18 protein-coding genes and 2 pseudogenes are annotated in these 25668 nt (G+C 30.0%); 5 read left to right on the top strand and 15 right to left on the bottom strand.

The genetic code is table 11. The features are described 5' to 3' along the window. Window positions 1–84: 84 nt before the first annotated feature. Window positions 85–1251, bottom strand: coding sequence for a CaiB/BaiF CoA transferase family protein (locus tag FGQ49_RS06660; protein WP_138269089.1), 1167 nt, complete (start codon window positions 1249–1251; stop codon window positions 85–87). A gap of 179 nt (window positions 1252–1430) precedes the next feature. On the opposite strand from FGQ49_RS06660, the gene FGQ49_RS06655 reads away from it, so the two are divergent. From FGQ49_RS06655 to FGQ49_RS06640, 4 genes are all read left to right on the top strand, one after another. After that, window positions 1431–2297 carry a zinc dependent phospholipase C family protein gene (locus tag FGQ49_RS06655; RefSeq protein ID WP_171020625.1) on the top strand — a complete coding sequence of 289 codons (867 nt, stop codon included), beginning with the start codon at window positions 1431–1433 and terminating at the stop codon, window positions 2295–2297. Further along, window positions 2281–3522, top strand: a complete 1242-nt coding sequence (locus tag FGQ49_RS06650; RefSeq protein WP_138269087.1) for an MFS transporter — start codon at window positions 2281–2283, stop codon at window positions 3520–3522. Before FGQ49_RS06655 ends, FGQ49_RS06650 begins: the two co-directional genes overlap by 17 nt. 81 nt (window positions 3523–3603) lie before the next feature. Beyond that, on the top strand, window positions 3604–4143 hold the full coding sequence (locus FGQ49_RS06645; RefSeq protein WP_138269086.1) for an NUDIX hydrolase: 540 nt from the start codon (window positions 3604–3606) through the stop codon (window positions 4141–4143). A 12-nt stretch (window positions 4144–4155) separates the two neighbouring features. Further along, complete coding sequence (locus tag FGQ49_RS06640) at window positions 4156–5088, top strand: ROK family glucokinase (RefSeq protein WP_138269085.1); 933 nt, start codon at window positions 4156–4158, stop codon at window positions 5086–5088. A gap of 23 nt (window positions 5089–5111) precedes the next feature. Here the strand turns inward: FGQ49_RS06640 and FGQ49_RS06635 are convergent, their stop codons facing one another. The 13 genes and pseudogenes from FGQ49_RS06635 to FGQ49_RS10630 form a co-directional block, all read right to left on the bottom strand. Continuing rightward, complete coding sequence (locus FGQ49_RS06635) at window positions 5112–8348, bottom strand: 4-alpha-glucanotransferase (RefSeq protein ID WP_138269084.1); 3237 nt, start codon at window positions 8346–8348, stop codon at window positions 5112–5114. Window positions 8349–8948: 600 nt separating this feature from the next. Continuing rightward, window positions 8949–10385, bottom strand: a pseudogene (gene glgA / locus FGQ49_RS06630) (glycogen synthase GlgA); the annotation flags it as partial. 11 nt (window positions 10386–10396) lie between these two features. Then, on the bottom strand, window positions 10397–11488 hold the full coding sequence (gene glgD, locus FGQ49_RS06625; protein ID WP_138269082.1) for a glucose-1-phosphate adenylyltransferase subunit GlgD: 1092 nt from the start codon (window positions 11486–11488) through the stop codon (window positions 10397–10399). Continuing rightward, window positions 11488–12639 (bottom strand): glucose-1-phosphate adenylyltransferase, encoded by a 1152-nt coding sequence (locus tag FGQ49_RS06620; RefSeq protein WP_138269081.1) that lies wholly within the window; start codon window positions 12637–12639, stop codon window positions 11488–11490. The genes glgD and FGQ49_RS06620 overlap by 1 nt, the downstream gene beginning before the upstream one ends. A gap of 31 nt (window positions 12640–12670) precedes the next feature. Next, window positions 12671–15157, bottom strand: coding sequence for a glycogen/starch/alpha-glucan phosphorylase (locus FGQ49_RS06615; RefSeq protein WP_138269080.1), 2487 nt, complete (start codon window positions 15155–15157; stop codon window positions 12671–12673). Window positions 15158–15176: 19 nt separating this feature from the next. Then, window positions 15177–17138 carry a 1,4-alpha-glucan branching protein GlgB gene (gene glgB, locus FGQ49_RS06610; protein WP_138269079.1) on the bottom strand — a complete coding sequence of 654 codons (1962 nt, stop codon included), beginning with the start codon at window positions 17136–17138 and terminating at the stop codon, window positions 15177–15179. A 21-nt stretch (window positions 17139–17159) separates the two neighbouring features. Further along, on the bottom strand, window positions 17160–18386 hold the full coding sequence (locus tag FGQ49_RS06605; protein WP_138269078.1) for a glucose-6-phosphate isomerase: 1227 nt from the start codon (window positions 18384–18386) through the stop codon (window positions 17160–17162). A 21-nt stretch (window positions 18387–18407) separates the two neighbouring features. Then, the gene (locus tag FGQ49_RS06600) at window positions 18408–20033 is read right to left on the bottom strand and encodes a phospho-sugar mutase (protein WP_138269077.1); all 1626 of its coding nucleotides are present in this window, start codon (window positions 20031–20033) and stop codon (window positions 18408–18410) included. A gap of 715 nt (window positions 20034–20748) precedes the next feature. Beyond that, window positions 20749–21672 (bottom strand): patatin-like phospholipase family protein, encoded by a 924-nt coding sequence (locus FGQ49_RS06595; RefSeq protein ID WP_138269076.1) that lies wholly within the window; start codon window positions 21670–21672, stop codon window positions 20749–20751. A gap of 18 nt (window positions 21673–21690) precedes the next feature. Then, window positions 21691–23040 (bottom strand): radical SAM protein, encoded by a 1350-nt coding sequence (locus FGQ49_RS06590; protein WP_138269075.1) that lies wholly within the window; start codon window positions 23038–23040, stop codon window positions 21691–21693. 147 nt (window positions 23041–23187) lie between these two features. Beyond that, entirely contained in the window at window positions 23188–23667 is a 480-nt protein-coding gene (locus tag FGQ49_RS06585; protein WP_243112229.1) for a CBS domain-containing protein, read from the bottom strand. A gap of 153 nt (window positions 23668–23820) precedes the next feature. Beyond that, complete coding sequence (locus tag FGQ49_RS10635; protein ID WP_243112228.1) at window positions 23821–24330, bottom strand: MFS transporter; 510 nt, start codon at window positions 24328–24330, stop codon at window positions 23821–23823. Beyond that, window positions 24305–24868 carry an MFS transporter gene (locus tag FGQ49_RS10630; RefSeq protein ID WP_243112227.1) on the bottom strand — a complete coding sequence of 188 codons (564 nt, stop codon included), beginning with the start codon at window positions 24866–24868 and terminating at the stop codon, window positions 24305–24307. The genes FGQ49_RS10635 and FGQ49_RS10630 overlap by 26 nt, the downstream gene beginning before the upstream one ends. Window positions 24869–24981: 113 nt before the next feature. Here FGQ49_RS10630 and FGQ49_RS06575 point away from each other — a divergent pair, with 113 nt between their 5' ends. Next, window positions 24982–25416, top strand: a complete 435-nt coding sequence (locus tag FGQ49_RS06575; protein ID WP_138269074.1) for a MarR family winged helix-turn-helix transcriptional regulator — start codon at window positions 24982–24984, stop codon at window positions 25414–25416. Between the two features lie 25 nt (window positions 25417–25441). Here FGQ49_RS06575 and FGQ49_RS10370 read toward each other — a convergent pair. Further along, window positions 25442–25668, bottom strand: a pseudogene (locus tag FGQ49_RS10370) (hypothetical protein); the annotation flags it as partial.

The raw sequence follows: 25668 nt of genomic DNA, 5'->3' as shown, positions 1-25668 counted from the left end.
AAATATTGTTACCTTTCCTTTTCGGTAAAAGGTTTGTAAATTTTTTATAAAATAAAAAAAAGATACTGCAAAAGCAATATCTTTTTAAATCATATCCTCAATATCTTCATCACTATATCCCAAATAATTTAAAACATCTTTAGTATGATATCCTTCAGGATATCCTGCATATTCATATTCAACAGGACTATTTAAAAACTTAATTGGACACCCAACCTGTTTTACTTTTATCTCTTTTTTATGAGGAAGTTTAGTTTCAACAAACATCTGTCTTTGATTTAGATGTTTATCTTCTTTTGTTTCATTTAAAGACATTACAGGTTCAACACATGCATCAACATCTTTAAAAAATATACTCCATTCTTCTTTTGTCTTTTCTTTAAATTTTTCTTTTAATGTTTCTTTTACAAGTTTTGTATCTGTTTTTAAAATTTTACCATCAGCCCAATCTTCATATCCCAAAGCCATACATAAGTTATAGAAAAATTTCGGTTCTAATGCTGCTACACTAATATATTCTCCGTCTTTTGTTTCGTAAAAATCATATATACCTCCGCCGTTTAATACTTGACTTTCTCTTTTAGGCGCTATATTTGAAGTTAAGAACGAAATTCCGTCCATCGTATTAAAAGGTATCATACCATCAAGCATTGATATATCTATATATTCTCCAATCCCTCTTTTTTCTCGATTATAAGCTGCCGCTAAAATTGAAACAACACTATTCATAGAACCCGACGCAAGGTCCGCAACTTGCATATTGTAAAGAGATGGTCCTGATTTTTTCCTGCCTGAAGAAGCCATTAAACCACTTCTTGATAAATAATTTATGTCATGACCTGCTCTATCTTTTAACTCACCACTTTGACCATATCCGGTTAAAGAACAGTAGATAAGTTTCGGATTAATTTTACTTAAAGTATCATAATCCAGTCCAAGTTTTTTCATTACACCAGGTCTAAACTGTTCAATAATAATATCATATTCCATTATTAATTTTTTTACAGCTTCAATTGATTTTTCTTTTTTTAAATTTAAGTATATACTTTTTTTATTTCTTCCAAGCCATGCTGCAGAAGCAGTAATATCTGAATCTTCAATAATCGGAGGCCAATGAGTTACCAAATCAAATCTATCTTTACTGCTTATTTTTAATACTTCTGCACCCATATCCGCAAGAAGTAGTGTTGCATAAGGTCCGGGAAGAAGTGTTGTAAAATCTAAAATTTTTAATCCTTGTAATATACCCATTTTATTCTCCTAAAATTATTTTATTAATTTAATATTTATTATATAATATAACATATATTTACATTTTATCTTTTTCAAATGTAAAATTTTTGAAAAATATCAATATTTTTTTCAGTTTATATACAATCAATTTTTAGTTTATGATAAAGTATTAAATATAGCATTTGGAGGTTTTAATTTTGCCTGGAATTACAGCTCACTACATATTTGGACAAAAAGTTTTAGACAAATATCCAAAAGAAATAAAAAATATAGTAATTGAAAACAAAGATTTATTTAATATAGGTTTACAAGGACCTGATATATTATTTTATTACAAACCTTTAAAATCAAATAATGTTACAAAATTTGGAAATGATATGCACGATGAAAAAGGAAGTATATTTTTTAACAGTGCAATAGATACTCTACATTCCATAGAAGAAGAAAATTTTAATAAATATTTATCTTATTTACTAGGATTTTTATGTCATTTTACTTTTGATAGCAATGCTCATGGATATATTGAAAACAAAATATATACAAGTAAAGTAACTCATTATGACATAGAATGGGAATTTGAGAGATATTTAATGAAAAAGAATAATATCGATCCAAAGAAAAAACAAAGATTAAATTGGATAAATATTAATAAAGAAAACAGTAAAATAATTTCAGCATTCTATAAAGGTATAACTCCAGATGAAATTTTTCATTCTATAAATTCAATATCTTTTTACGATAGTTTTTTACTTGGTGCACATTTATGGCAAAGAGAACTTGTTTCTTTCGTTCTTTATATAAGCGGACAATATAAAAGCAAAAATAAATTAAGAATGCAAAAAGAACCAATAAAACTTTGCCTTGACAGTAATTTAAGACTCGAAAAGATAATGAATAATTCAATAAATAAGTGTATAGAAAACACAAATATTTTAATTGATAAATTATATAATAATACTTCTTTATCAAAATCATTTGACAAAACTTTTGGACCAAACGAAAATTGGCAGGACATTTTAGTATTATCATTGGAGGAAGAGAAAAAGTATGAAATCGAAATTTAATGAAATAGAAAAGAAATGGGTTTTATATGATGTTGGAAACTCTGCATTTACAATGCTCGTTACAACAATAATGCCTATATATTTTAACCAACTTGCAAGCTCGCAAGGTATCTCAGAAGTAAACTACCTTGCATACTGGGGATATGCAACAACAATATCAACAATAATAGTTGCTTTGCTTGCTCCATTTTTTGGAACAATATCAGATTTTCCGGGATGGAAAAAGAAACTTTTTTCTGTATCATTGTTAATTGGATCAGTTGGATGTGTTCTTCTTGGAATAATTCAATCATGGATATGGTTTTTATTATTATTTGTATTTGCAAAATCAGCATACTCTATAAACTTGGTATTCTATGATTCAATGCTTACCGATGTTACAGCCCCGGAAAAAATGAATAGAGTTTCAGCAAGTGGATATGCTTGGGGATATATTGGAAGTTGTATTCCATTTATTTTATCTCTTGTAGTAGTTTTATTCTATGATAAAATCGGTTTATCAATACAAGTTGCTATGTTTTTGGCATTTCTAATCACTGCTGTTTGGTGGATTCTATTTGCAATGCCTTTATGGAGAAAATACAAACAAAAAAATTATGTTGAACCAACACATCACCCATTAAAAGAAAGTTTTATAAGGTTATCTAAAATATTTAACGAGCTAAAGAAAAATAAAAAAGTACTGTTTTTCTTAATAGCCTTTTTCTTCTATATAGACGGTGTATATACAATAATAGATATGGCAACTGCATATGGTACCGCTCTTGGTTTAAAATCCGAAGGTTTATTACTAGCTTTACTTGTAACACAAATTGTCGCATTCCCTACTGCTTTGTTTTTTGGGAAATTAAGCACAAAAACAGATGTGTTTAAATTAATATTAGTATGTATAACAGCATACTTCTTCATAGTTTTATATGGAATGACTATGAAACTTCAATATCAATTTTGGATACTTGCAATTTGCGTAGGAGCATTCCAAGGAGGAATTCAATCTCTTTCACGTTCATATTTTGCATCAATAATTCCAAAAAATAAATCAGGTGAATATTTTGGAATATATGATATTTGCGGAAAAGGTGCTTCAATACTTGGAACATTCTTGGTATCTTTGGTAAGCCAAATAAGTGGAAACATTAATACAGGAGTTGGAATTCTTGCTGTAATGTTTGTTATTGGAGGATTTTTCTTTATAAAAACATCTAAGGTAAAAAGCTTAAATTAAGCTTTTTACCTTTTTTATTATTAATTTTCTTCTTATAAATTACTATTTTTATAGTATAATTTAAAAGTAAAGGAGAATAAAATGGATTTAAAAGAAAAAACAATTTCAACTGATATAGTGTTTAAAGGCATGGTGTTTGATATAGCTCAAGAAGAAGTTTTACTTCCAAATAACGAAACCGCTAAAAGACAGATAATAAAAACTAATGGTGCTGTTTCAATCATTCCCATAACAAAAGAAGGAGAAATAATTTTAATAAAACAATACAGACAAGCTGTAAAATCAGAAACTCTTGAGTTTCCGGGAGGAAAACTTGAAAAAGGAGAAGACATAAAAGAAGCTGCGTTAAGAGAACTTCGAGAAGAAACAGGATATATAGCAAAAAATATAAAACCTTTTGGCGAAACTTATCCTGCAAGCGGATATTCTGATGAGGTTATTTATTATTTTATTTGTGACGATTTAGAAGTTAAGGAAAAACAAGATTTAGATGAAGATGAATTTATAAATATAGTAAAAGTTTCAAAAAAAGAATTAAAAAATATGATTTTAAATGGTGAAATAAAAGACTCTAAAGTAATGGCATTTGGACTAAAATATATAATTGAAAATAATATTTAGATAGGAGAAAAAATGAATTACTGCTTTGGTGTAGATATAGGCGGAACAACCGTAAAAATAGGTTTATTTCAAGATAATGGAACGATAGTTGATAAATGGGAAATTCCAACACGTAAACAAGAAGGAGGTAAATATATTTTACCTGATATTTCAAAATCTCTTTTAGATAAAATTAATGAAAAACAAATAAATAAAAAAGATATTTTAGGCGCAGGAGTTGGGGTTCCCGCTCCAATAAAAGAAGAAGGTATTGTAAGAGGTTCAGCAAATCTTAATTGGGAGTATAAAGAAGTTATCAAAGAATTACATGAACTAACAGGATTTAAAATAAAGACAGGAAACGATGCAAACATGGCAACTTTAGGTGAGATGTGGTTAGGTTCAGGTAAAAATTATAATAACTTGATAATGATAACTTTAGGCACCGGTGTCGGAGGAGGAATAATAATAAACGGTAAACCTCTTATTGGTTCAAATGGTGCAGGCGGTGAAATCGGACATTTGAAAGTTAATTACAACGAAGATAAACACTGTGGTTGTAGAGGTCAAGGTTGTCTTGAACAATATGCTTCCGCAAGAGGAATTGTAAATTTAGCTAAAAATAAGTTAGAAAAAACAAATATAAAAAGTATTCTTAATAAAGATGACATAACTTCAAAAGATGTTTTTGATGCCTTAAAAGATGGCGATGAAATAGCAAAAGAAGTTATTGAAGAGTTTGGTAAATACTTAGGATACGCAATTGCAAATATTGCAGTAATAATTGACCCTGAAATTATTTTAATAGGCGGAGGCGTATCAAAAGCGGGAAATGTTATAATAGAATATGTAAAGAAATATTTTGACAAAAAAGCATATTTTGCAAATAGAAATATAAAGTTTGAACTTGCAAGTTTAGGTAACGATGCCGGAATTTGTGGGGCTGCAAAATTAATATTAATATAAAAAATACCCATATGGGTATTTTTTTATCTGTTATTTTTTTCTGTTAAATTTCTTAACTTCTCATCATAACCTTCTAATTGTTCTTTTAAAGCCTGCCATTTCCAGTTTTCATCAACTGTTCCGGGTTTATTCATTCTCGATTCATCACCTAAATCTAACACATCTTGAAGAGGCATTATAACAATATTGCTTCGGCAAGAATATAATTTATCTTTTAATATTTCTATCTTTTCATCAATATATTTTTTATTTTCATCATTTTCTTTACCGCCAAAATACCTGGCTATACACCATCCCCTAAGAGTTTGATTATCGTGTGTTCCACTATAAGCTATTTTATTTAAAGGCGGAACATAATTTTCTGGATCTTTATCATAAAACTGAATAACATCTGCTCCAGGGAAACCTGTTTTTTCAAGTAAAGCCCTTACTCCAGGAGTAATCGTTCCAAGATCTTCAGCAATAAACGGTAATGCTCCAAATTCTTCATAAGCCTTTTCAAATACCTCAGTTCCAACACCAAGTATCCATTCACCTTTTATAGCCTTTCCCCCTTTTGGAACAGACCAATAAGCCTCAAATCCTCTAAAATGATCTAATCTTGTAAAATCATAAAGTGAAATTGCTCTTTTTAGTCTTTTTAACCACCAAGAATAATTATCTTCCTTTATTTTATCCCAGTTATATAATGGATTACCCCAAAGCTGACCTTCTTTAGAAAAATAATCAGGCGGAACTCCTGCTTCTTTTTCAATTTCTCCATTTTCATTTACAGTAAAATATTCTGGATCTGCCCAAACATCACAAGATGAAGCAGAAACATACATAGGCATATCACCTATTATTTTTATTCCTTTTTCATTTGCATAACTGTGCAAATCCTGCCACATTTGTTCAAAAACAAATTGAGTAAACTTGTAAAAATCAGCTCTTTTTCCTAGCTTTTTATTTTTATATAACTCTATAGAATATTTTTTATGATTTTCATAATTTCCTTCAACATCCTTTATTGCCATATACATCGCATAAGCATCAAGCCAATAATCATTTTCTTTTTTGAAATTAATAAAATCACTATCTTTTTTATTAAAATGTTTATATTTATTTTTAAGCTCTGAAATTGAATAACCCGTTAAATTAATATTTCCTGCAAATGCTGATTGTCCGGAATATGGTGAACCAAAGGCATCTGTTGGATTAACAGGTAGTATTTGCCAATATTTTTGTTTTGCTCTTGCAAGAAAATCAACAAAATCTTTTGCCGGTTTACCTAATTTTCCTCCTGGTATTGAAGTTATATGACATAATACTCCGCTTCCTCTTTCCATTTCTACGCAAAGTGCATTGTCATTTCTAAAATGAATTACGGACGAACCTAAAGGATATATTGTTACATTATAATATCCTTGTTCATCTTTAATCATATCAGCACCTGTTACAATATCATTAGCTTTCCAATCTTCTTTGATTTTAATATCATAAACATTTGATAAACTTCTGTTAATTAATAAAAGGGCTTTTGATTTATCATTTTTTCTATAAAATCCAAAGACGTCATCATTGAATGCTACAGGATCAAAATCCCCTTTTATAAACACAGGATAAATTTTTCTAAGAGATATTGCATTTCTATAAATAGAAAGGTTATCCATATCTATATTTTCCCATGGGAATGAAGCTCTGTTATATGGATCAGAATATCCCTCAAGCCCTGCTTCATCTCCATAATAGATACATGGAACTCCAGGCATCAACATTTGTGTTAAAACAGCAAGCCATAATCTTCCTTTTGCTATACCTCTTTGATGATCATTTAATCTATATTCTCTTTTTTCATCTTCACTTAATGTATTTTCATCAACAGCGTCTCCAAGAAGTGTCATTATACGCATTCTATCGTGACTTCCAAGCAAGTTTAAAGAGGAATAAAAATTCTCTTTTGGATAATTTTCATATAAACTCATTAAACTTTCTGCCAAATCATAAGCAGAGATTTTACCTAAAATAAAGTTCTCAATACCATCTCTAAACACATAATTCATAACACAATCAAGTTCTTCACCTTGAAAGTATTTTCTAAGTTCTCCATAACTTATTTTATTGCTTGCATCTTCCCAAACTTCACCCATAAGTACCCCATCATTACCTTTTTTTGCAATTACGGCATTTTTTATTCCTTTTATAAATTCATCGGGAAGTTCATCTGCAACATCGAGTCTCCAGCCTTTTGCTCCTAATTGTAACCATTTTTTTATTATGCTGTCTTCATTTTTATATATAAATTCTTGATAACTTTCACAGCTTTCATTCACATTTGGTAAATCATCCACACCCCACCAACAATCATAAGTACCGTCTTCTTTAAAATTAAACCAGTCATAATACTTAGATTCTTTTCCTTGGAATGCACCTTTTTCATCATAATTTCCATATTTATTGAAATATATACTATCACATCCTGTATGATTAAATACCCCGTCTAAAATAATGGAAATACCTTTCTTTTCTGCCTCTTTACATAAATATTTAAAATCTTCCTCATCACCAAGAAGCTCATCAATTTGATTATAATCTGCAGTATCATACCTATGGTTGCTTGCAGCAGAAAATATAGGATTCAAATATATTGACGTAATTCCTAAATTCTTTAAATAATCAAGCTTTTCTACAATACCTTGTAATGTTCCACCATAAAACTCCCAGCTTTTAATTCTTCCTTGTTCATCTTTATCATATTTAGGTTTATCATTCCAACTATATACAAGTTTTCTTTCAGGGCCTTTTCTTTTCTTTTCTAAGTTTTTAACTCTTTTTTCAAAATCTTTTCCCCTATTAAATCTATCAGGAAAAATTTGATAAACCACAGAGTTTTTATACCAGCTTGGAACTTTTCTTTCTTTATAAACTGTAATTTGAAATGAAGGAGGTTCATAAGAATATAATGCACCTTCTCCTCCTGTTCTTCCTTGTTTTGCTCCATAATAAACTTTGTTTCCGTCTTGTTTTTCAATGATGAAACTATACCATATTATACACGCTTCATTACATTTTAAATTGAAACTATGTCTTACATAATCATCTATTTTTTCTTCTTGCATTTGAAAAATACTTTCACCCTTTTTGTCTATCCATACCCTTAATTTAACTTGTGCATTTTCTTCCTCAAATATGTCTAAACAAACAGAAACAGTGCCACCTATGCAGATGGCACCGAAGGGTTTTCTATAAATTTCGTTTCTAGAATTATGATATGCTCTCATATTTCATTTTCCCTTTTGCTATTTTTTATTATTGTCTTTTTCAGTTGTATTTACCTTACTTGCAGTTTTACTGTCTTCTTTTTTTACAGTTTTATTTGCGGTAGTTTTAGCCTTAGCTGTAGTATCACTATCTTTTTTTACTGTCTTTCTTGAAGAAGTTGTCTTTTTTGCAGCTGTTTTCCTGGTTTTTCCTGCAGTTTTACTTGTTGTTTTGTTTGCAGGTTTTGAAGCAGTTTTCTTTGCTGTGCTTGTTTGTTTTTTAGCGGTTTTTGTTGTTGAAGAAATATTCTTTTTATCTTCTTTTACAGTTTTTTCTTCTTTTTTAACTTCTTCTTTTTCTGTTTTTTCTTCTTTTTTAACTTCTGCTTTTTCTTCTTTTACATCAGCTTTTAAAACTACATCTTCTTTTACATCATTTTCTTTATTTTCTACAACTTTTTCTTCTTTTACTTTTTCCTTAACTGCTTCCTTCACTTCTTCTTCAGGTTTAACCGTTTCTTCCTGCTTATCTAAACTTTCAACCGGTTTTTCTTCTTCAACTGCTTTTTCTTCTTCCTTTTTTTCAACCACATATGGCTCTACTTCAGGATGAAGCTGTTCATATAATTTTTTATATTTATCAGCAGCAACATTCCAGCTAAAGTCTGTTTTCATTGCAGTTTCCTGCATTTTTTTCCATGCATCTTTATTGTTATAATATAAATCTATTGCAGATTTTATTGTAAACAACATTTCATGAGCATTATAATTTGCGAAACTAAAACCTGTTCCTTCACCCGTATACATATTATATGGTTTTACGGTATCTCTTAAGCCCCCTGTTTCTCTAACGATAGGAAGAGTACCAAAATGCATTGCTATCATTTGAGAAAGTCCGCATGGTTCAAACAATGAAGGCATTAGAAGCATATCACCGCCTGAATATAGTCTATGACTTAAAGGTTCACTAAATCTTATATTAGCGCTTACTTTTCCCGGATACTTATAAGAGAAACCTTTAAACATTTCTTCATATTCGTAATCACCGGTACCTAGAACGGCAAACTGAACTGCTTGCTGCATTAATTCGTCTAATATTCTTTGAATCAAATCAAGACCTTTTTGCTGCGTTAATCTTCCAATCATAACAATCAAAGGAACATCAGCATTAACTTCAAGTCCTAATTCTTTTTGAAGTTCTTCTTTGCATTTTTTCTTTCCTTCTAAATTGTCCGCAGAATAATTTGCAACAATATTTGTTGATGTTTCAGGATTAAAGAAGTCAACATCAATTCCATTTACTATACCATATAGTACATTATTTCTTCTTCTAAAAATATCCTGCATGTTTTCGCCGAAGAAATCACTTTGTATTTCACCGGCATATGTTTCACTAACAGTTGTTAAAATATCACTGTAACATAAAGCACCTTTTAAGAAGTTAATTGACTGAGCATCACTTCTTAATTGTTCCGATGCAGGTTTGCTTTTATCAAGACCTAAAATATCTCCAAGAACCATATCAGACATTTGTCCTTGGAATTTTAAATTATGAACAGTAAATACAGTTTTTACGTTATCATAATTTCCAACGCCGTTATAAAATTCACGAAGGAATACAGGTGCTAAAGCAGTATGCCAGTCATTGCAATGTAGAACATCACAATTAAAATCAGGTAAATACTGTAAACATTCAACTATTGCTTTTGAGAAGAATGCAATTCTTTCACCGTCATCAAAATAGCCATATGCTCCGCCTCTGTTAAAATAGTATTCATTATCAACAAAATAATAAATTACTCCCTGATATGTTAATTTTTCTATTCCGCAAAATACGTTTCTCCAGCCAAGAGGCATATAAAAATCACAAACATGTTCCATTTGATCTTTATATTCCTGTGGAATATCTCTGTATTTTGGAATAATAACACGAACCTCAACCCCATCGTTTTGTAATGCTTTAGGCAAAGATCCAGCAACATCTCCAAGGCCACCCGTTTTCATAAACGGATAAGCCTCAGAAGCTGCAAATAATACATTTAATTTTCTTTTCACCATTACCTTATATCCTATTCATTTTTTTCTTTAATGAAAATATCATCACTGGTTCCTTTAATCATTAAACCTTCTCCGATAATATTTCCTTTATCTATTATAGCATATTCTATCTGTGCTCCGGATTTAATTACACAATTTTGCATTATAATACTATTTTTTACAACAGCACCTTTTTCTATTATTACATTACGGAAAATAACACTGTTTTCAACAGTACCTGCTATTTTACAACCTGCCGGTACAACACTATTTCTTACATGACAGCCTCTTTCGTATTTTGTAGGTGCAGAGTCTTGAACTTTTGTAAGAATTCTTGAATTTGATTTGAATAATTCTTCTGCAATTCCTTCTTTAAGTAAATCCATATTTCCTTCAAAATAAGAATCAACATCGAAAATACATCTTGAATATCCAACATATTCAAAGGTTTTTACATTTAATTTATTATAAGAACCTTTTAATGCTTCAAATAAATCTAAATAGTCAATTTCATTGAACCATTCAAAAATATTTAATAGTGTTGCTCTGTTAATTATAAAGCATTCAATAAATGCTTTATCGCCTTTTTTAACACCTTTAACTACATCTATAACTTTTCCGCCGGCTTCTTCTATTTTTAGTATATTTTCATTATCACTTGAAATTACTTTATAAGCCATTGTTATATCGGCTCCGCTTTCAACGTGAGCTTTATATAACTGTGTATAATCAATGTTATTTATAATACTTGCTGAAGAAATTACTATATATGGGGAAGGTGAACGTTTAAAGAACACATCATTAATTCTAAAATCTCTTATAACAAATTTTTCATTTCCGACACCTATACCATAAGATGTTCCAGGAAGAATATGAAGTCCTCCTCTTTTTTTATCCAAATCCCATTCTTTTCCGCTTCCAACATGGTCAATAATAGAACGATATCTTGCTGGTTGTATAAGTCCTATTGTATTAATTCCTGAATTAACCATATTTGAAAGAGGGAAATCAATCAAACGATATCTGCCTGAATAAGGAAGTGAAGCCATTGTCCTTTTATTTGTTAAAATATTTAAGTCCGGTGTTCCATAATTTGCTGTTATAATACCTACTAAATTTTTCATTATTCTGCTCCTCCACCACTATAAATTTCATCATTACCTATCAATTGAATTTCAGCACCTTCTTCATCACTACCGAAAACAATATTTTGTTTTACAACTGAATTTTCTCCTACAACTGCATTAAATACTTTAGCTTCTTTTTCAATTGTAACACCAGGTAATAATATTGAATCTTTCACATATGCACCTTCTTCAACTGTACATCCTACACTGATAATAGAGTGTTCGCATGTTCCTTTTATGTGACATCCGTTTGCAACCAATGATTGTTGAATATCAGCATTAGGACCAATTACTTGAGAAGAATATATATTAGTATTACTCATAATAGGAGCAGTAGGATCATCCAATATAAATTCAGGTTTTTCTTCAAGAAGTCCCATACCTGTTTCATGATAACTTTCAACAGTTCCAACATCTTTCCAATAACCATCAAATTCATATGTATATAATCTCTTACCTTCTGAAAGAAGTTTAGGTATTATGTTTTTACCAAAGTCATGGTCTGAATTTTCATCTTCAGCATCTTCAACAAGAGCTTTAAGTAAAACATCTTTATTGAAAATATATATTCCCATAGATGCTAAATTTGAATCCGGTTTTGGTGGTTTTTCTGTAAATTTAACGATTCTGCTTTCTTCATCAGCAGTTAAAATACCAAATCTTGAAGCTTCTTCCCATTCAACTGGCTTAACAGAAACGGTTAAATCAGCTTCATTTTTCTTGTGAGTATTTAACATATCTTCATAATCCATACGGTAAATATGATCCCCTGAAAGGATTAATACATAATCTGCATCATATTGGTTTATGAATTCTATATTTCTGTATATAGCATCTGCAGTTCCAGCATACCAAGCTCCACCTGTTTGAGTTTCATAAGGTGGAAGAATGAAAGCTCCGCCTTCTCTTCCATTCAAATCCCATGCAGCTCCGCTACCTATATATGAATTTAAAGCAAAAGGTCTATACTGTGTTAAAACACCTACTGTTGAAATATTTGAATTCGCGCAGTTTGATAATGAAAAGTCGATTATTCTATACTTTCCACCAAAAGATACGGCTGGTTTGGCAATGTTTTTTGTTAAGGCTTTTAAACGGCTACCTTGACCTCCTGCAAGAAGCATTGCAATACATTCGTTTTTTCTCATATTTAATTAAACTCCTTTTTATCTATATCTTTTATAGATTATTTTTTATATTCCATATTTCTTCACAATATTGTTTTATAGTACGGTCACTTGAGAAATAACCTGATTTTGCAGTATTATGAAGAGATATTTTATTCCATTTATTTCTATCTAAATAAAGTTTTTGTAAATTATTCCATCCGTTCATATATGATTCAAAATCTTTAAGCACAAAGAATTCATCATTGCTTCTAAGTAAAGTATCATATATCAAGTTGAAATTCCCTGATAATTTACCAAAAGTTCCATCAACAAGCTCATCAACAAGTTTTTTTATTCTTTGATTATTATTGTATTCATCCCATACATAATAATTATGATTTAATTTATAACTATCAACTTCTTCGGATTTTAAACCGAATATTTCTATGTTATCTCTTCCGACACGTTCACAAATTTCAACATTTGCTCCATCTAACGTACCAAGGGTAATAGCACCATTCATCATAAATTTCATATTACCGGTACCTGAGGCTTCCATTCCCGCTGTTGAAATTTGTTCACTAATATTTGCAGCAGGATATATAAGCTGTCCGTTTGATACCGAAAAGTTTGGAACAAATGCAACTTTTATTTTTTCAGATACACTTTTATCATTATTTACAACATCGGCAACAGAATTTACAAGTCTGATTACATCTTTTGCAAACTCATATCCTTGAGCAGCTTTCCCTGCAAAAATAAATGTTGTAGGTTGAATATCCATATTTGGATTTTCTTTAAGCTGGTTATATAAATCAATGATTTTTAAAACATTAAGAAGCTGTCTTTTATATGCATGGAATCTTTTTACTTGTATATCGAAAATTGAATTAGTATCAACTTGAACACCTGATGTATCCAAAATATATTTTGCCAAGCGTTCTTTATTTTCTTTTTTACTTTCATCCATCTTTTCAAGGAAAGAACTATCATCTTCATATTTTTGAAGTTTTTCAAGTTCGTTTGCATCTTCCAACCATTTATCTCCGATAGCATCAGTAATAAGTTTAGAATAAGAAGGATTTGCTTCCCTTAAAAATCTTCTATGAGAAATTCCGTTTGTTTTATTTTGGAATTTTCTTGGATTTAAGGTATAAAATTCTTTCAACGTATCTTTCTTCAATATTTCAGAGTGTAGTGCCGCAACACCATTTACAGTATGAGAGCAAATTACTGATAGATTTGCTGTTCTTACTTCTCCACCCCAAAGAATCGCTGTATTTTGATGTAACTCTTGCCAATTTTCAATATTTCTAGGAAAACTTTCTCTATATCTTCTATCAATTTCTTCAACAACATCATATACCCTAGGAAGTAATTGTCTAAACATGTCAATAGGCCATTTTTCCAAAGCTTCGGGAAGAATTGTATGATTTGTATATGAGATACTCTTGCAAGTTATATCCCAAGCATCATCCCATTCTAAACCTTCTTCATCAATAAGACGTCTCATAAGTTCAGGTGCACAAAGAGCAGGATGAGTATCATTTGTATGAATTGCAACTGTATCAGGAAAAGTCTTCCAATCCGTTCCATGCCATTTTTTAAATGTAGAAATAATATCAGCAATACCCGCAGAAACAAACATATATTCTTGTTTAAGTCTTAATATTTTTCCGGATAAACCATTATCATTTGGATATAAAACACTTGTAATTGCTTCTACATCGGAACGGAACTTCATTGCGCCTGCATAATCTCCATTATTAAATGCATTCATATCAAATTTTTGTTCATAAGGTTCAGCACTCCAAAGTCTTAAAGTGTTGACTGTTTTTCCGCCATACCCTACGATAGGAATATCATAAGGCACAGCAACGATATTTTCAGTATTTTCCCATGTACAATATAATTTATCATTTTCATAATTTCTTTTTACTTCTCCGCCAAATTTAACAACAACAGCTTTATTGTCTTTTCTGGCTTCAAAAGGAAAACCGTTTTCCAACCAGTTATCAGGTAATTCAACTTGTTTTCCGTCTTTTATTACTTGTTTAAAAAGTCCATATCCGTACCTTATTCCCATTCCGTAACCTGCATATCCCATACTTGCAAGAGAATCTACAAAGCAAGCAGCAAGTCTTCCAAGTCCACCATTTCCAAGTCCGGGATCTCTTTCATTTTCACATAAACTGTCAAGATCCTCTCCCAAATCCTTTAAACCTTCTTTTACAATATCTTCAACTCCAAAATTAATCAAATAATTTTTTAGTAATTTTCCGATTAAGAATTCCATTGAAAAATAATATAGTCTTTTTTGTGTTTTGTTTCTATAACCATTTTTACAATCATTACCAATTTCATTAGATTGTTTTTGGATTAAAGTTGCAAGCATATTGTACCTGTCAATACTGTTTGATTCTTCAAAACTTGCACCTAATTCTTTTTTAAAAATACTTAAATATCTTTCTTTAAAATCTTCTTTATCTTTAAAAATTTTATTATTCTGATTATTTTCTTGTTCGATATTTTTTTTACCTTTGTTAAAAACCGCCATTATTTAATTGTCTCTCTCTCTATTTTGATTTTGTTGTTTTCTCAGCTTTCGCTGTTTTTTTGCTTTTAGTTATGGTCTTTGTTTTTTTCGCAGCTTTTTTTGCAGTTGCTCTTTTTAATACCACACCGCCGATTGGAGGAAGTTTTATTTTTATAGAATTTTCCATTCCATTACATTCTTTTTTCTTCGATTTAACACGTCTTTTATTAACAACTCCTGAACCGCCAAATTCTTCATTGTCGGAATTAAATACTTCAACATAATCTCCGGCTTTTGGAACTCCAACCATAAAATTATTATATGTTTCAGGAGTAAAGTTTATTATAACTATTAAATCATCTATAGGTCTGTTTCCATGTCTTATAAAAGATATAATTGAGCGTTCATTATCATCTGCATCAATCCATGTATAACCTTCCCAAGAAGAATCTTTAACCCATAATGATTTTGTTTTCAAATAAAAATCATTTAATGTTTTTATATAATGAAGTTGTTTTTTATGCGTGTCATATTCGTCAATTAAGAACCACTCAAGTTGTTCATAATATCTCCATTCTATAAATTGACCAAATTCACTTCCCATAAAATTAAGTTTTCCGCCCGGATGTGTCATTTGATATAATGCAAGAACTCTAAGTCCCGCAAATTGTCTCCAATAATCTCCCGGCATTTTCCCAATTATTGAAGCCTTACCATGAACGACTTCATCATGAGAAAGGGGAAGAATAAAGTTTTCATTATATGTATACATCATTGAAAAAGTAATCAAATTGTGATTCCAAGGTTTAAATGGAAAATCAGTTCTAAAATAATTTAATGTATCATTCATCCAGCCCATATCCCACTTATAATGGAAACCAAGTCCCCCAACTTCAGGAGGTCTTGTAACAAGAGGCCATGCCGTACTTTCTTCTGCTATTAGCATTACATCAGGATACATTGTTCCTATTGTTTTATTCATATTTTGAACAAAATCAATGGCATCTAAGTCACCTTCCGTCCCATCAGGATTATATTTCTTTTGTGATTCATCATCTATACCAAAATTCATATATAAAATACTACTTACACCATCAACTCTTATTCCGTCAACATGATATTTTTCAATCCAATATAGTGCATTTGAAATAAGAAAACTTCTTACTTCTCCTTTTGAGAAATCAAAATTATATGTACCCCATTGTGCATGTTCTTTTGATTCATATACTTTATCTCCGTTTAATGCGCCAAGTCCATGAGCATCTTTACAAAAATGTCCCGGAACCCAGTCTATTATTACACCTATACCGGCTTTATGGAAACTTTCAACAAGATGCATAAACTCTTTAGGAGTACCGTATCTTGAAGTCGGAGCAAAATAACCAGTTATTTGATAGCCCCAAGAACCGTCAAAAGGATGTTCCATCACAGGCATTATTTCAACATGTGTATATCCCATCTCTTTTACATAATCTACAAGCTCTTTTGACATTTCATCATAAGTATAATAGCTTCCATCTTCGTGACATCTCCAAGAACCAAGATGTACTTCATAGATATTAAGAGGTTTTGTTGTATGATTGTGTTTTAATCTTGAATTCATCCATCGTTTATCTTTCCAATCATATCCCTCAATATCAGTTGTAACAGAAGCCGTTGCCGGTTTTACTTCAGAGTAAAAAGCATATGGATCTGCTTTATATATCAGCTCGCCTTCTTTTGTTTCAATTATAAATTTATAAAGCTCGCCTTCTTTTATTCCTTCGATAAATCCAGAAAAAACACCATTTCCGTCATCATGTAAAAAGAAATCTTCTGTGTTCCAGTCATTAAAAGAACCTGCAACTCTTACGCTTTTTACATCCGGAACCCAAATTCCAAAATTAAATCCTTCTTTTCCGTCTATTTCAGCAGGATGAGCGCCTAACTTATCAAATGCTCTTAAATATGTTCCTTCTGCAAATAAATACTGTTCATCGTTTGTTAATAAAGTTTTTGACATTTGTGCGCCACCTCATATTTTTTATAATTCATTTATTAATTTTCTCATTTCACTCTTATATCCTTCAACCCCTGGTTGATCGAATGGATTAACACCTTGCATTGAAGCAGCAATACCACATGTCATTTCAAAGAAGTAAATCATTTGTCCAAGATTGTATTCATCAAGTTTTTCTATTGAAATAGTATTAATTGGAACTCCAGCTTTTTCATGAGCTAAAATAACCCCACCTTCAGCACATCTGTTAATATCTTCTAAAGTTTTTCCTGCATATGGATCTCCTGCTATTTCAGGAATAGTAAAGTTTAAGTTTGGTTCATCTATTCTAATTACTGTTTCATATACAATAGGATTACCTTGTTGTAAGAATTGACCTATTGAATGAAGGTCTCTTGAGAAGCATAAGCATGCAGGATAAGCACCTTTTCCTTCTTTTCCTTCACTTTCACCAAATAATTGTTTTATCCATTCTCCGAAATATCTTAAAGTATCTTCAAAATATTCAAATACTTCAATAACTTTTCCACTGTTTAAAAGTTCAACTCTTGAAATAGCATATTTTAAAAGTTCATCTTTCCAGCCTTCATCTTCTTCCATATCTTTAGCACCTTTTAATAATGCATCAATATCTGCACCTGCTGCAGCGATTGGAAGTAATCCTACAGGTGTAAGAACTGAATATCTTCCCCCTACGTTATCAGGAATAACAAAAGATTTGTATCCTTTTGCTTCAACTTCGGGTCTTAAAGTACCTTTTACTGCATCTGTTACAACATATATTCTCTTATCTGCTTCAGCTTCGCCGTATTTTTCAATTAATTTTTCTTTTAAAATTGAATAAGCCATTAATGGTTCAACAGTTCCGCCTGATTTAGAAATAACGCAAATACATGTTTCTTTTTCTTCCATTGCTTTTACAACTTTATTCATTGTTGTAGCTGACATATTATATCCTGCAAACATTACTTCAGGATAATCCTCTTTGCTTCCATCAAGAGCATCTATTACAGCTTGAGCTCCAAGATACGAACCACCAATACCTATAACAACAAATAAATCACATTTTTCTTTTATTTCTTTTGCTGTTTGTTTAATATCTTCAACCATATCTTTATCTATTGTTGATGGAAGATTTGCCCAACCTGTAAATTCTTGATCTCCTTTTGCAAGTTCACTTTGCCATTTACTTGCAATATCCATTGACTCCTGTTTAATTTCAATACCGTTTCTTGATAAATCTATTCTCATTTCTTATCATTCCTCCTAAAATTATAAAATTGTGTTAAAGCGATTTAAAATATCTGCTTTTCTTTCTTCTAATTTAGCTTCATCATCTTCATAGAAAGACATGTAAAGTTTTACTTTTGGTTCTGTACCGGAAGGTCTTACAATTACCCTTGTTCCGTCACCTTTTTCAATTAAAATCATATTTGTTATAGGAAGCCCTGTTCCTTCTTTGCTATAATCTTCATATTTAACTACATCTAAAAATACTTCATTTGCACTTTCTTTTGTTGAAATCTTATCCATGATACTTGATACTTGTGATATATCATCAATATCAACGCTTACAGTTATATCAACACAGTGACCAAACTCTTTATATAAACCATTTAGTACATCAAATAATGTTTTACCTTGTGCTTTATAATAAGCAGCCATTTGACAAATTAATTTTGCAGCAACAATACCGTCTTTGTCTCTTGCATATTGACCAACTAAATATCCATAACTTTCTTCAAATCCAAAAATAAATGAATCTTTTAATAAGTCAATTTGTTCACCAATCCACTTAAATCCAACAAGTGTTCTTCTAACGCTTACACCGTATTTTCCTACTACTTTATCAACCATAGGAGTACTTACTACTGATGTTACAATAGTTTTATCTTGTGGATTATCAACTCTTGAACTTATGTAATCAGCAAGCAACATTCCGATTTGATTACCTGTTAATACTTGATAATCATCACCAACTTTAATCATCATACCGGCTCTGTCACAGTCAGGGTCTGTTGCAACAATTACATCTGCATCTTTTTCTTTTGCAAGTTTAATTGCAGGACCATATACTTCATATTTTTCTGGATTAGGTGCAGGACATGTAGGGAAATTACCGTCAGGTTCTTCTTGTTCTTTCACTACATATACTTTATCAAAACCATTCATTGATAGAATTTGTTGCACAGGTTTATTACCTGAACCATTAAGAGGTGTATATACGATTGAAATATCTCTTTCGCTTGACCAATCTGAAGCTTTGTTTGCTTCTTCAAAATATGCATCCATAACTTCTTTTGGAACATATTCTCCGTTCCCATTAATTGCTTCGTCAAAAGATATATATTTAACATCCTCGAAAATATCTATTCCAGCTATATTGGTTTCTATTTCGTCTGCTGTTTCGTCTAATATTTGACCACCTGTTGAAGCATAAACCTTGTATCCGTTATATTCTTTCGGATTGTGACTTGCCGTAATCATTATACCCGCATCGCATTTTAAAAATCTTGTTGCGAATGAAAGTGCGGGAACAGGCATAAGTTCACTAAACATATATGTTTTTATTCCATTTGCTGCCAAAACTCCCATTGACTCTTCGGCAAATAATCTTGAATTATTTCTGCTGTCATAACTTATTACAACTGTTGGATTATCAAAGTATTTGTTTAAATACATAGCAAGTCCCATTGTTGCTCTTCTGACAACATAAATATTCATCCTGTTTGTACCAAGTCCCATTATACCTCTAAGACCTGCAGTACCAAACTTTAATTCTTGTGAAAAAGCCGAGCTTAATTCTTCGTCACTCATCGAATTAAGTGTCTGTTTTTCACTGTCAGTAAGTAATACGCTGTCCTTCCATTTTTTTACCTTTTCTAGCATCTCTATCATACTCTACACCTCTTTAAATATTTATTATTTCACACTTTAAAAGTGAAACGATTTCATATGCTAATTATAACGTTTTCATTATTATTTTTCAAGAGTAGGTTGTATAAATAACAAATATTTACACAACTTTTACGAAACCATAAAAAATAAATCATATTTTTTATGGTTTTTTTTATTAAATTATTTAAGGAACTAAATAGAATGAGAAAATAAAATTTAATTTATAATCTTGCATTTTATTTTAATTAAAAAATTTCATAAAAAATAATATAATGAAACTAGTAAATCTGCTTAATTTTTTTATGTATTTATATTATAGCAGTATTATATTTTTTTGTCTTAAATTTTATGTAAAAAATACGACTAAAAGAAAAAAAATTTTATATTTTACTTTTTAACCACTATATATTGTATATTTATTTTTATTTATTTTCTTTATCTACATATTGTATCTATATTTTTGTAACATTTAAAATAATTTAATTATTTCCTCTTTTTTATTTTATATAATTTTAAAAAAACTTCTTTTATAAACATTATATTTTTTATTTTTATAATATTTCCTACTTTTTTACTTGTAAATTTCATGAATATATTTATGTTTTTTTCATAAAAATATCTTTTTTAACTTTAAATGTATATAATGATTATAATTTTTATTTAATTTTAAAATTATTATATATAAATAAAAAAACCACCTTTTATGGTGTTTTTTTTAAATTTCAAGATATTCTTTTATTTTTTCTAATTGTTCCATTGTCTCGTTGTAACCTTGATAGTACCAATGACCAAGTTTTTCCATATCTGGCTCTAGCCTATGTACATCCAAACTCTTCTTAGGACTAATAACAAAAATTCTTTTATTCTTTTTTAATTTTTCTATTTCGTCACATTCTTTATTATAGCTGATATTTCTAATTTTTAATACATCTAAAAATTTAGGATATTTTCTATATAACATTTTACACAAACAGTTCTCGATTACAGAATCTTTTTCTTTTCTAAAGTCATCAGGTCTGGTTCTAACAACAATTATTTTTTCATAACCTTCATCTAATGCCCACTGATAAGGAATACTTGTTGTACATCCCCCATCCATATAAGGTTCTCCATCAATCCAAACCTTACTTGATGCACATGGCATAGAAGCAGATGCTCTTATTGCCTGGAATATATCACTTTTATTTTTTTCAAAGTAAACTGTTTTTCCTGAATTACAATTTGCAGCAACAGCAACAAATCTTCTTTCTGAATTATAAAAACGCTCATAATCAAATGCTCCTGCATCCACACACTTATAAAATACAAAATCAAATCCAACCAATCCATGATCATTTTTTAAAGCATTTGAACCAATATATCTTCTATCATGTCTGTATTTCAAATTAACCCTTGCTGCACGTCCAATTTGCCCTGAAACATAATGCATTCCGTTTAATGCTCCCGCAGATACACCTATTGTACAACTTAAATTTATATCAGATAACATAAGAGCATCAAGCACACCTTCTCCATATAACCCTCTGAACGCACCACCTTCCAATACTATACAGCCTTTTGTTACTTTATTCGAAGCTTTAGCATTTGGAAGAGAATCAATTCCTGAAAATACCTTATTATTATGTAAAGTTGATTTCATATAAACACCACATTTATTTTACTTTTCATTTCCATAAAATAATTTTTCTGCTTGTGGTTTCCAATTTTCGGCATAAGGCTTACATTTATCACAAAGTGCATCAACACTTTCAGGTGATTCATAATCTGTCGATACAGCATTTGTATCTTTAACCATTTTTCTAAGTTTTTCAGGATTTTCAAGCATAGGACAAGGTCTAAGCATATTATCATTAAAAGGTTGACCATCATGATATGCCATAAATAAAGGACTCTTTAATGCTTCAAGCAAAGTTGATGTACGTATATTTACATTTGAATAATGAATAAATACACAAGGTTCAACATCTCCCTTTGCATTGATATGTAAATAACTTCTTCCTCCTGCTATACATCCACCTACATACTCAGCATCATTTTGGAAGTCCATTGAAAAAATAGGTTTTGTCTTTCTGTATCCACGAATCTTATTATATACATCTGTTCTTTCTTTAGGTGATAAAAGTAATTCTGTTGCAGCTTTATTACCTACAGGCATATAATGGAAGAACCATACAAATAATGCACCTGCATCAATCATCAAATCAAAGAATTCTTCACTCGTTACATCTTTATAATTTTGACTTGTGTAACATACAGAGATACCAAAAGGTAATTTTTTATCTTTTAAAAGTTTCATTGTCTTTCTAACTTTTTGATATACACCATTACCTCTACGATTATCATTTGCACTTTCAAAGCCTTCCAAGCTTATTGCAGGAACAAAGTTTTTAACCCTAAGCATTTCATCACAAAATGCTTCATCTATCAATGTTCCGTTTGTAAAACTCAAAAATTCACAGTCTGAATGTTTTTCACAAAGTTTTATAATATCATCTTTTCTTACAAGAGGTTCCCCACCAGTAAAAATATACATATATGTACCAAGTTCTTTTCCTTGTGTAACTATTGAATCAAGTTCATCAAAAGAAAGGTTTAACTTATTACCATATTCAGCTGCCCAGCAACCTGTACAATGTAAATTACAAGCTGATGTAGGGTCTAAAAGTATAGCCCAAGGAACATTACAGTTTTCTTTTTCCTTTACCTCATCTTGACGCATACTTCCAGCAAAACATGCATTTATAACAAAATTTTTAAAAAATGTATTTCTTATATTTTCATCCAAATCCCATACCCTTAACATTAAATCATACCAGTTGTCTTTTCTTTCTATTGCACCTCTAAAAGCTTTTCTTTGTTTTTCATACCAGCCTTCTGGTAAAATCTTATCAACCATAGACATTAATTTAGGTATATTTTCTTGTGGATTTTTTGTTATGTAGCTTAATGATTTTTCAAGTGCAGCAGACATTGTTGCAGCTTTAACCTTTTTTGTTATATTGTTCATTTTTTAATTACATCTCCTTCTCTGTTTTTTTATTGACTTAATTTGTAAAAAAACTAAAATATAACAAAACTCCCCCTAAAATCCCCTTAAAATTATAATTAATAATACACCTTAAAAAAACAAAAGTCAATAAAAATGCTTTATCATTTACATATTTTTACTATTTTTCAAATATTGTTTTACAAGATATCTCTTAACCAAAAATTGCGTCATTACACTACGAGAAATTATTCCAACAATTTTATTATCCTTAATTACCGGTATTTTCTTTATACCTGTTTCACTAAGTAATTTTAACGCTTCTTCCATTGAAGCATTAATATCAATCATAATAGGCTTATTCGTACCTATCTCAAGTACGTTTAAGTCCATAATTGAATTAAGTTTTTCTTCAAATTCATTATCTGTATTCCAAAAATAATCCATAAACATTACGGAACTATCCATAGCGGTAGGATGATGCTCATCTACTTTCATATATCTCATAATATCCCCATCTGTAATGTAACCAACAGGTTTACCATCTTGTGAAATAACAGGTGCACCACTTATATTTTTTTCAGTAAAGAATGTTATGGCATCTCTAACCGTTTTATTTTCATCAATAGTATATATTTCATGTTCCATATATTCTGATAAGAAACCTTTGTGTTCTTTTTTTGAACCTTCTTTGTTTTTTAATTTTTCATAGTATTTATCTACATATAATAAGTAAACTATAAAACCTATAACATAAGCAACAACAGTTAAAGCGAAACCATTAGATAATCCTATACTTTCCTACATAAATCCCATTAATAAAGAACCTATACCAATACCAATATCATATGATAATAGATATGTTGCATTTGCTACTCCCCTCTTTGGAGCAGGTGTTGTACCTGTAACAAATGACTGGAATAAAGGCTGTAATATACCATACCCAAGCCCAAAGAAGAATCCGGCTAAAAGTAAATGTATACCTGTGTTTAAGAATTTATAACTAACCATTGTTAATATTAAAATTACTAAACTAATATACACTAATACTTTATGCTTTCCATTATCAATTATCTTTTGTGTAGATAGTTTCGATAAAAGCATTCCTACAACAAGGAAAATATAGAAATAAGGAAGAAATCCTGTTAAATTCTTTTCTCCTGCCAAAATTGATGAATATGCTATTACTGCTCCATATGGAATCATAAGAAACATCATATTAAACATAAATGGAAAAGCTGGTTTGTAGATAGTATCTTTTAAAGCAAATTTCTTTCTTTCTACTTTAGGATATTTTACAGCATAGCACACATATTAGTGCTACAACCGTTATTGCAAATACTGTAAGAAAAGATGCTTTACTACTTAAATAGTTTTGAACTTGAATACCTACAAAAGGACCAACTGCCATACCAATTGAGATTGTAAATGCAAATCTACTTATTCCCTCTGTAATCTTTGAAGGTGGTAAAACATCGCTGGCAAGAGTCATTGTTGCGGAACCACAAACAGAATAAACAGCACCCATATATAAACGTATTACAATTAATGCTGCAAACATTGGGAATAAAATAAAACTTGGGAAAGATAAGCAAAACAATGCCAAAAACAAAACATATACAAGATAACGATTAAAGTTATCAAGTAAATATCCGGCTATTGGACGAAATAAAATTGTTGCAACCGACATAGCAGTTAGTACAATACCAACTTTTGAACCGGTTATCCCTATTTGCTGACAATATACCGGAATAATAGGTATAGAAGCATAAAAAGCTGCTAAAACCAAAAGATTAGTAATAAATAATAAAATAAAATTTTTATTCCATATTTTTGTAACTTTTTCCATATAATGCACTCCTTTTTTGTCAAAATATAATATAGTGGCAATTGCCACTATATTATATTTGCAAATATTAAATTAACCAACTATAATATTTAATAAATAAAAGGAGGCTTTTTATGTTTGATATTATGGACAACCCTTTTAAGTTTATATCTATACTATATAGAAAATCTCATATGTTTCTAAACAAGAATTGTGCAAAATATGATTTAACAGCACCTCAAGCTGTTATTATATTAATCATTTGTGACTTAAAAAAAATGACTCAAGATGAAATAACAAAAAAAATAGGACTTGATAAAAGTGTAGTTGCCAAAACTTTAAATAAAATGGAAGAAAGAGGTTTTGTTAAAAGGACTACAAACATAAAAGATAAAAGAACATACGATATTAAACCAACAAATAAAGCTTTAGAAGTTTACCCATTTGTAAAAGAACAAGTTAAAATATGCTTTGATAAAATGACAAATAAAATGACAAAAGAAGAAAAAAAAGAATTTAAAAGACTTTTACTTCTTGCTGCTGAGTCAACAGTATCTATGGACGAATAAAAAACACTCTATATAAGAGTGTTTTTTAATTCATATTATTTATTATTTGTTTAAGTGAATCTTTAACATTATATAAATCTATAAATTCAACGTTTATTCTTGCACCATCATTTGAATAAAATCGTATTTTTTTATTTTTATCTATGTTTGGCGTAAGAGGATATAGTAATGTTACATTTCTTGATTCATATTTTTTATTATAAGCATGAGGAGTTCCAAATTCGATTATATCGATATACTCTTCACATTCTT

This window comes from Anaerofustis stercorihominis (assembly GCF_005844425.1).
Taxonomy (GTDB): domain Bacteria; phylum Bacillota; class Clostridia; order Eubacteriales; family Anaerofustaceae; genus Anaerofustis; species Anaerofustis butyriciformans.
Note: the sequence above shows the minus strand (reverse complement) of the source record. Positions and strands in the feature narration are given on the sequence as shown.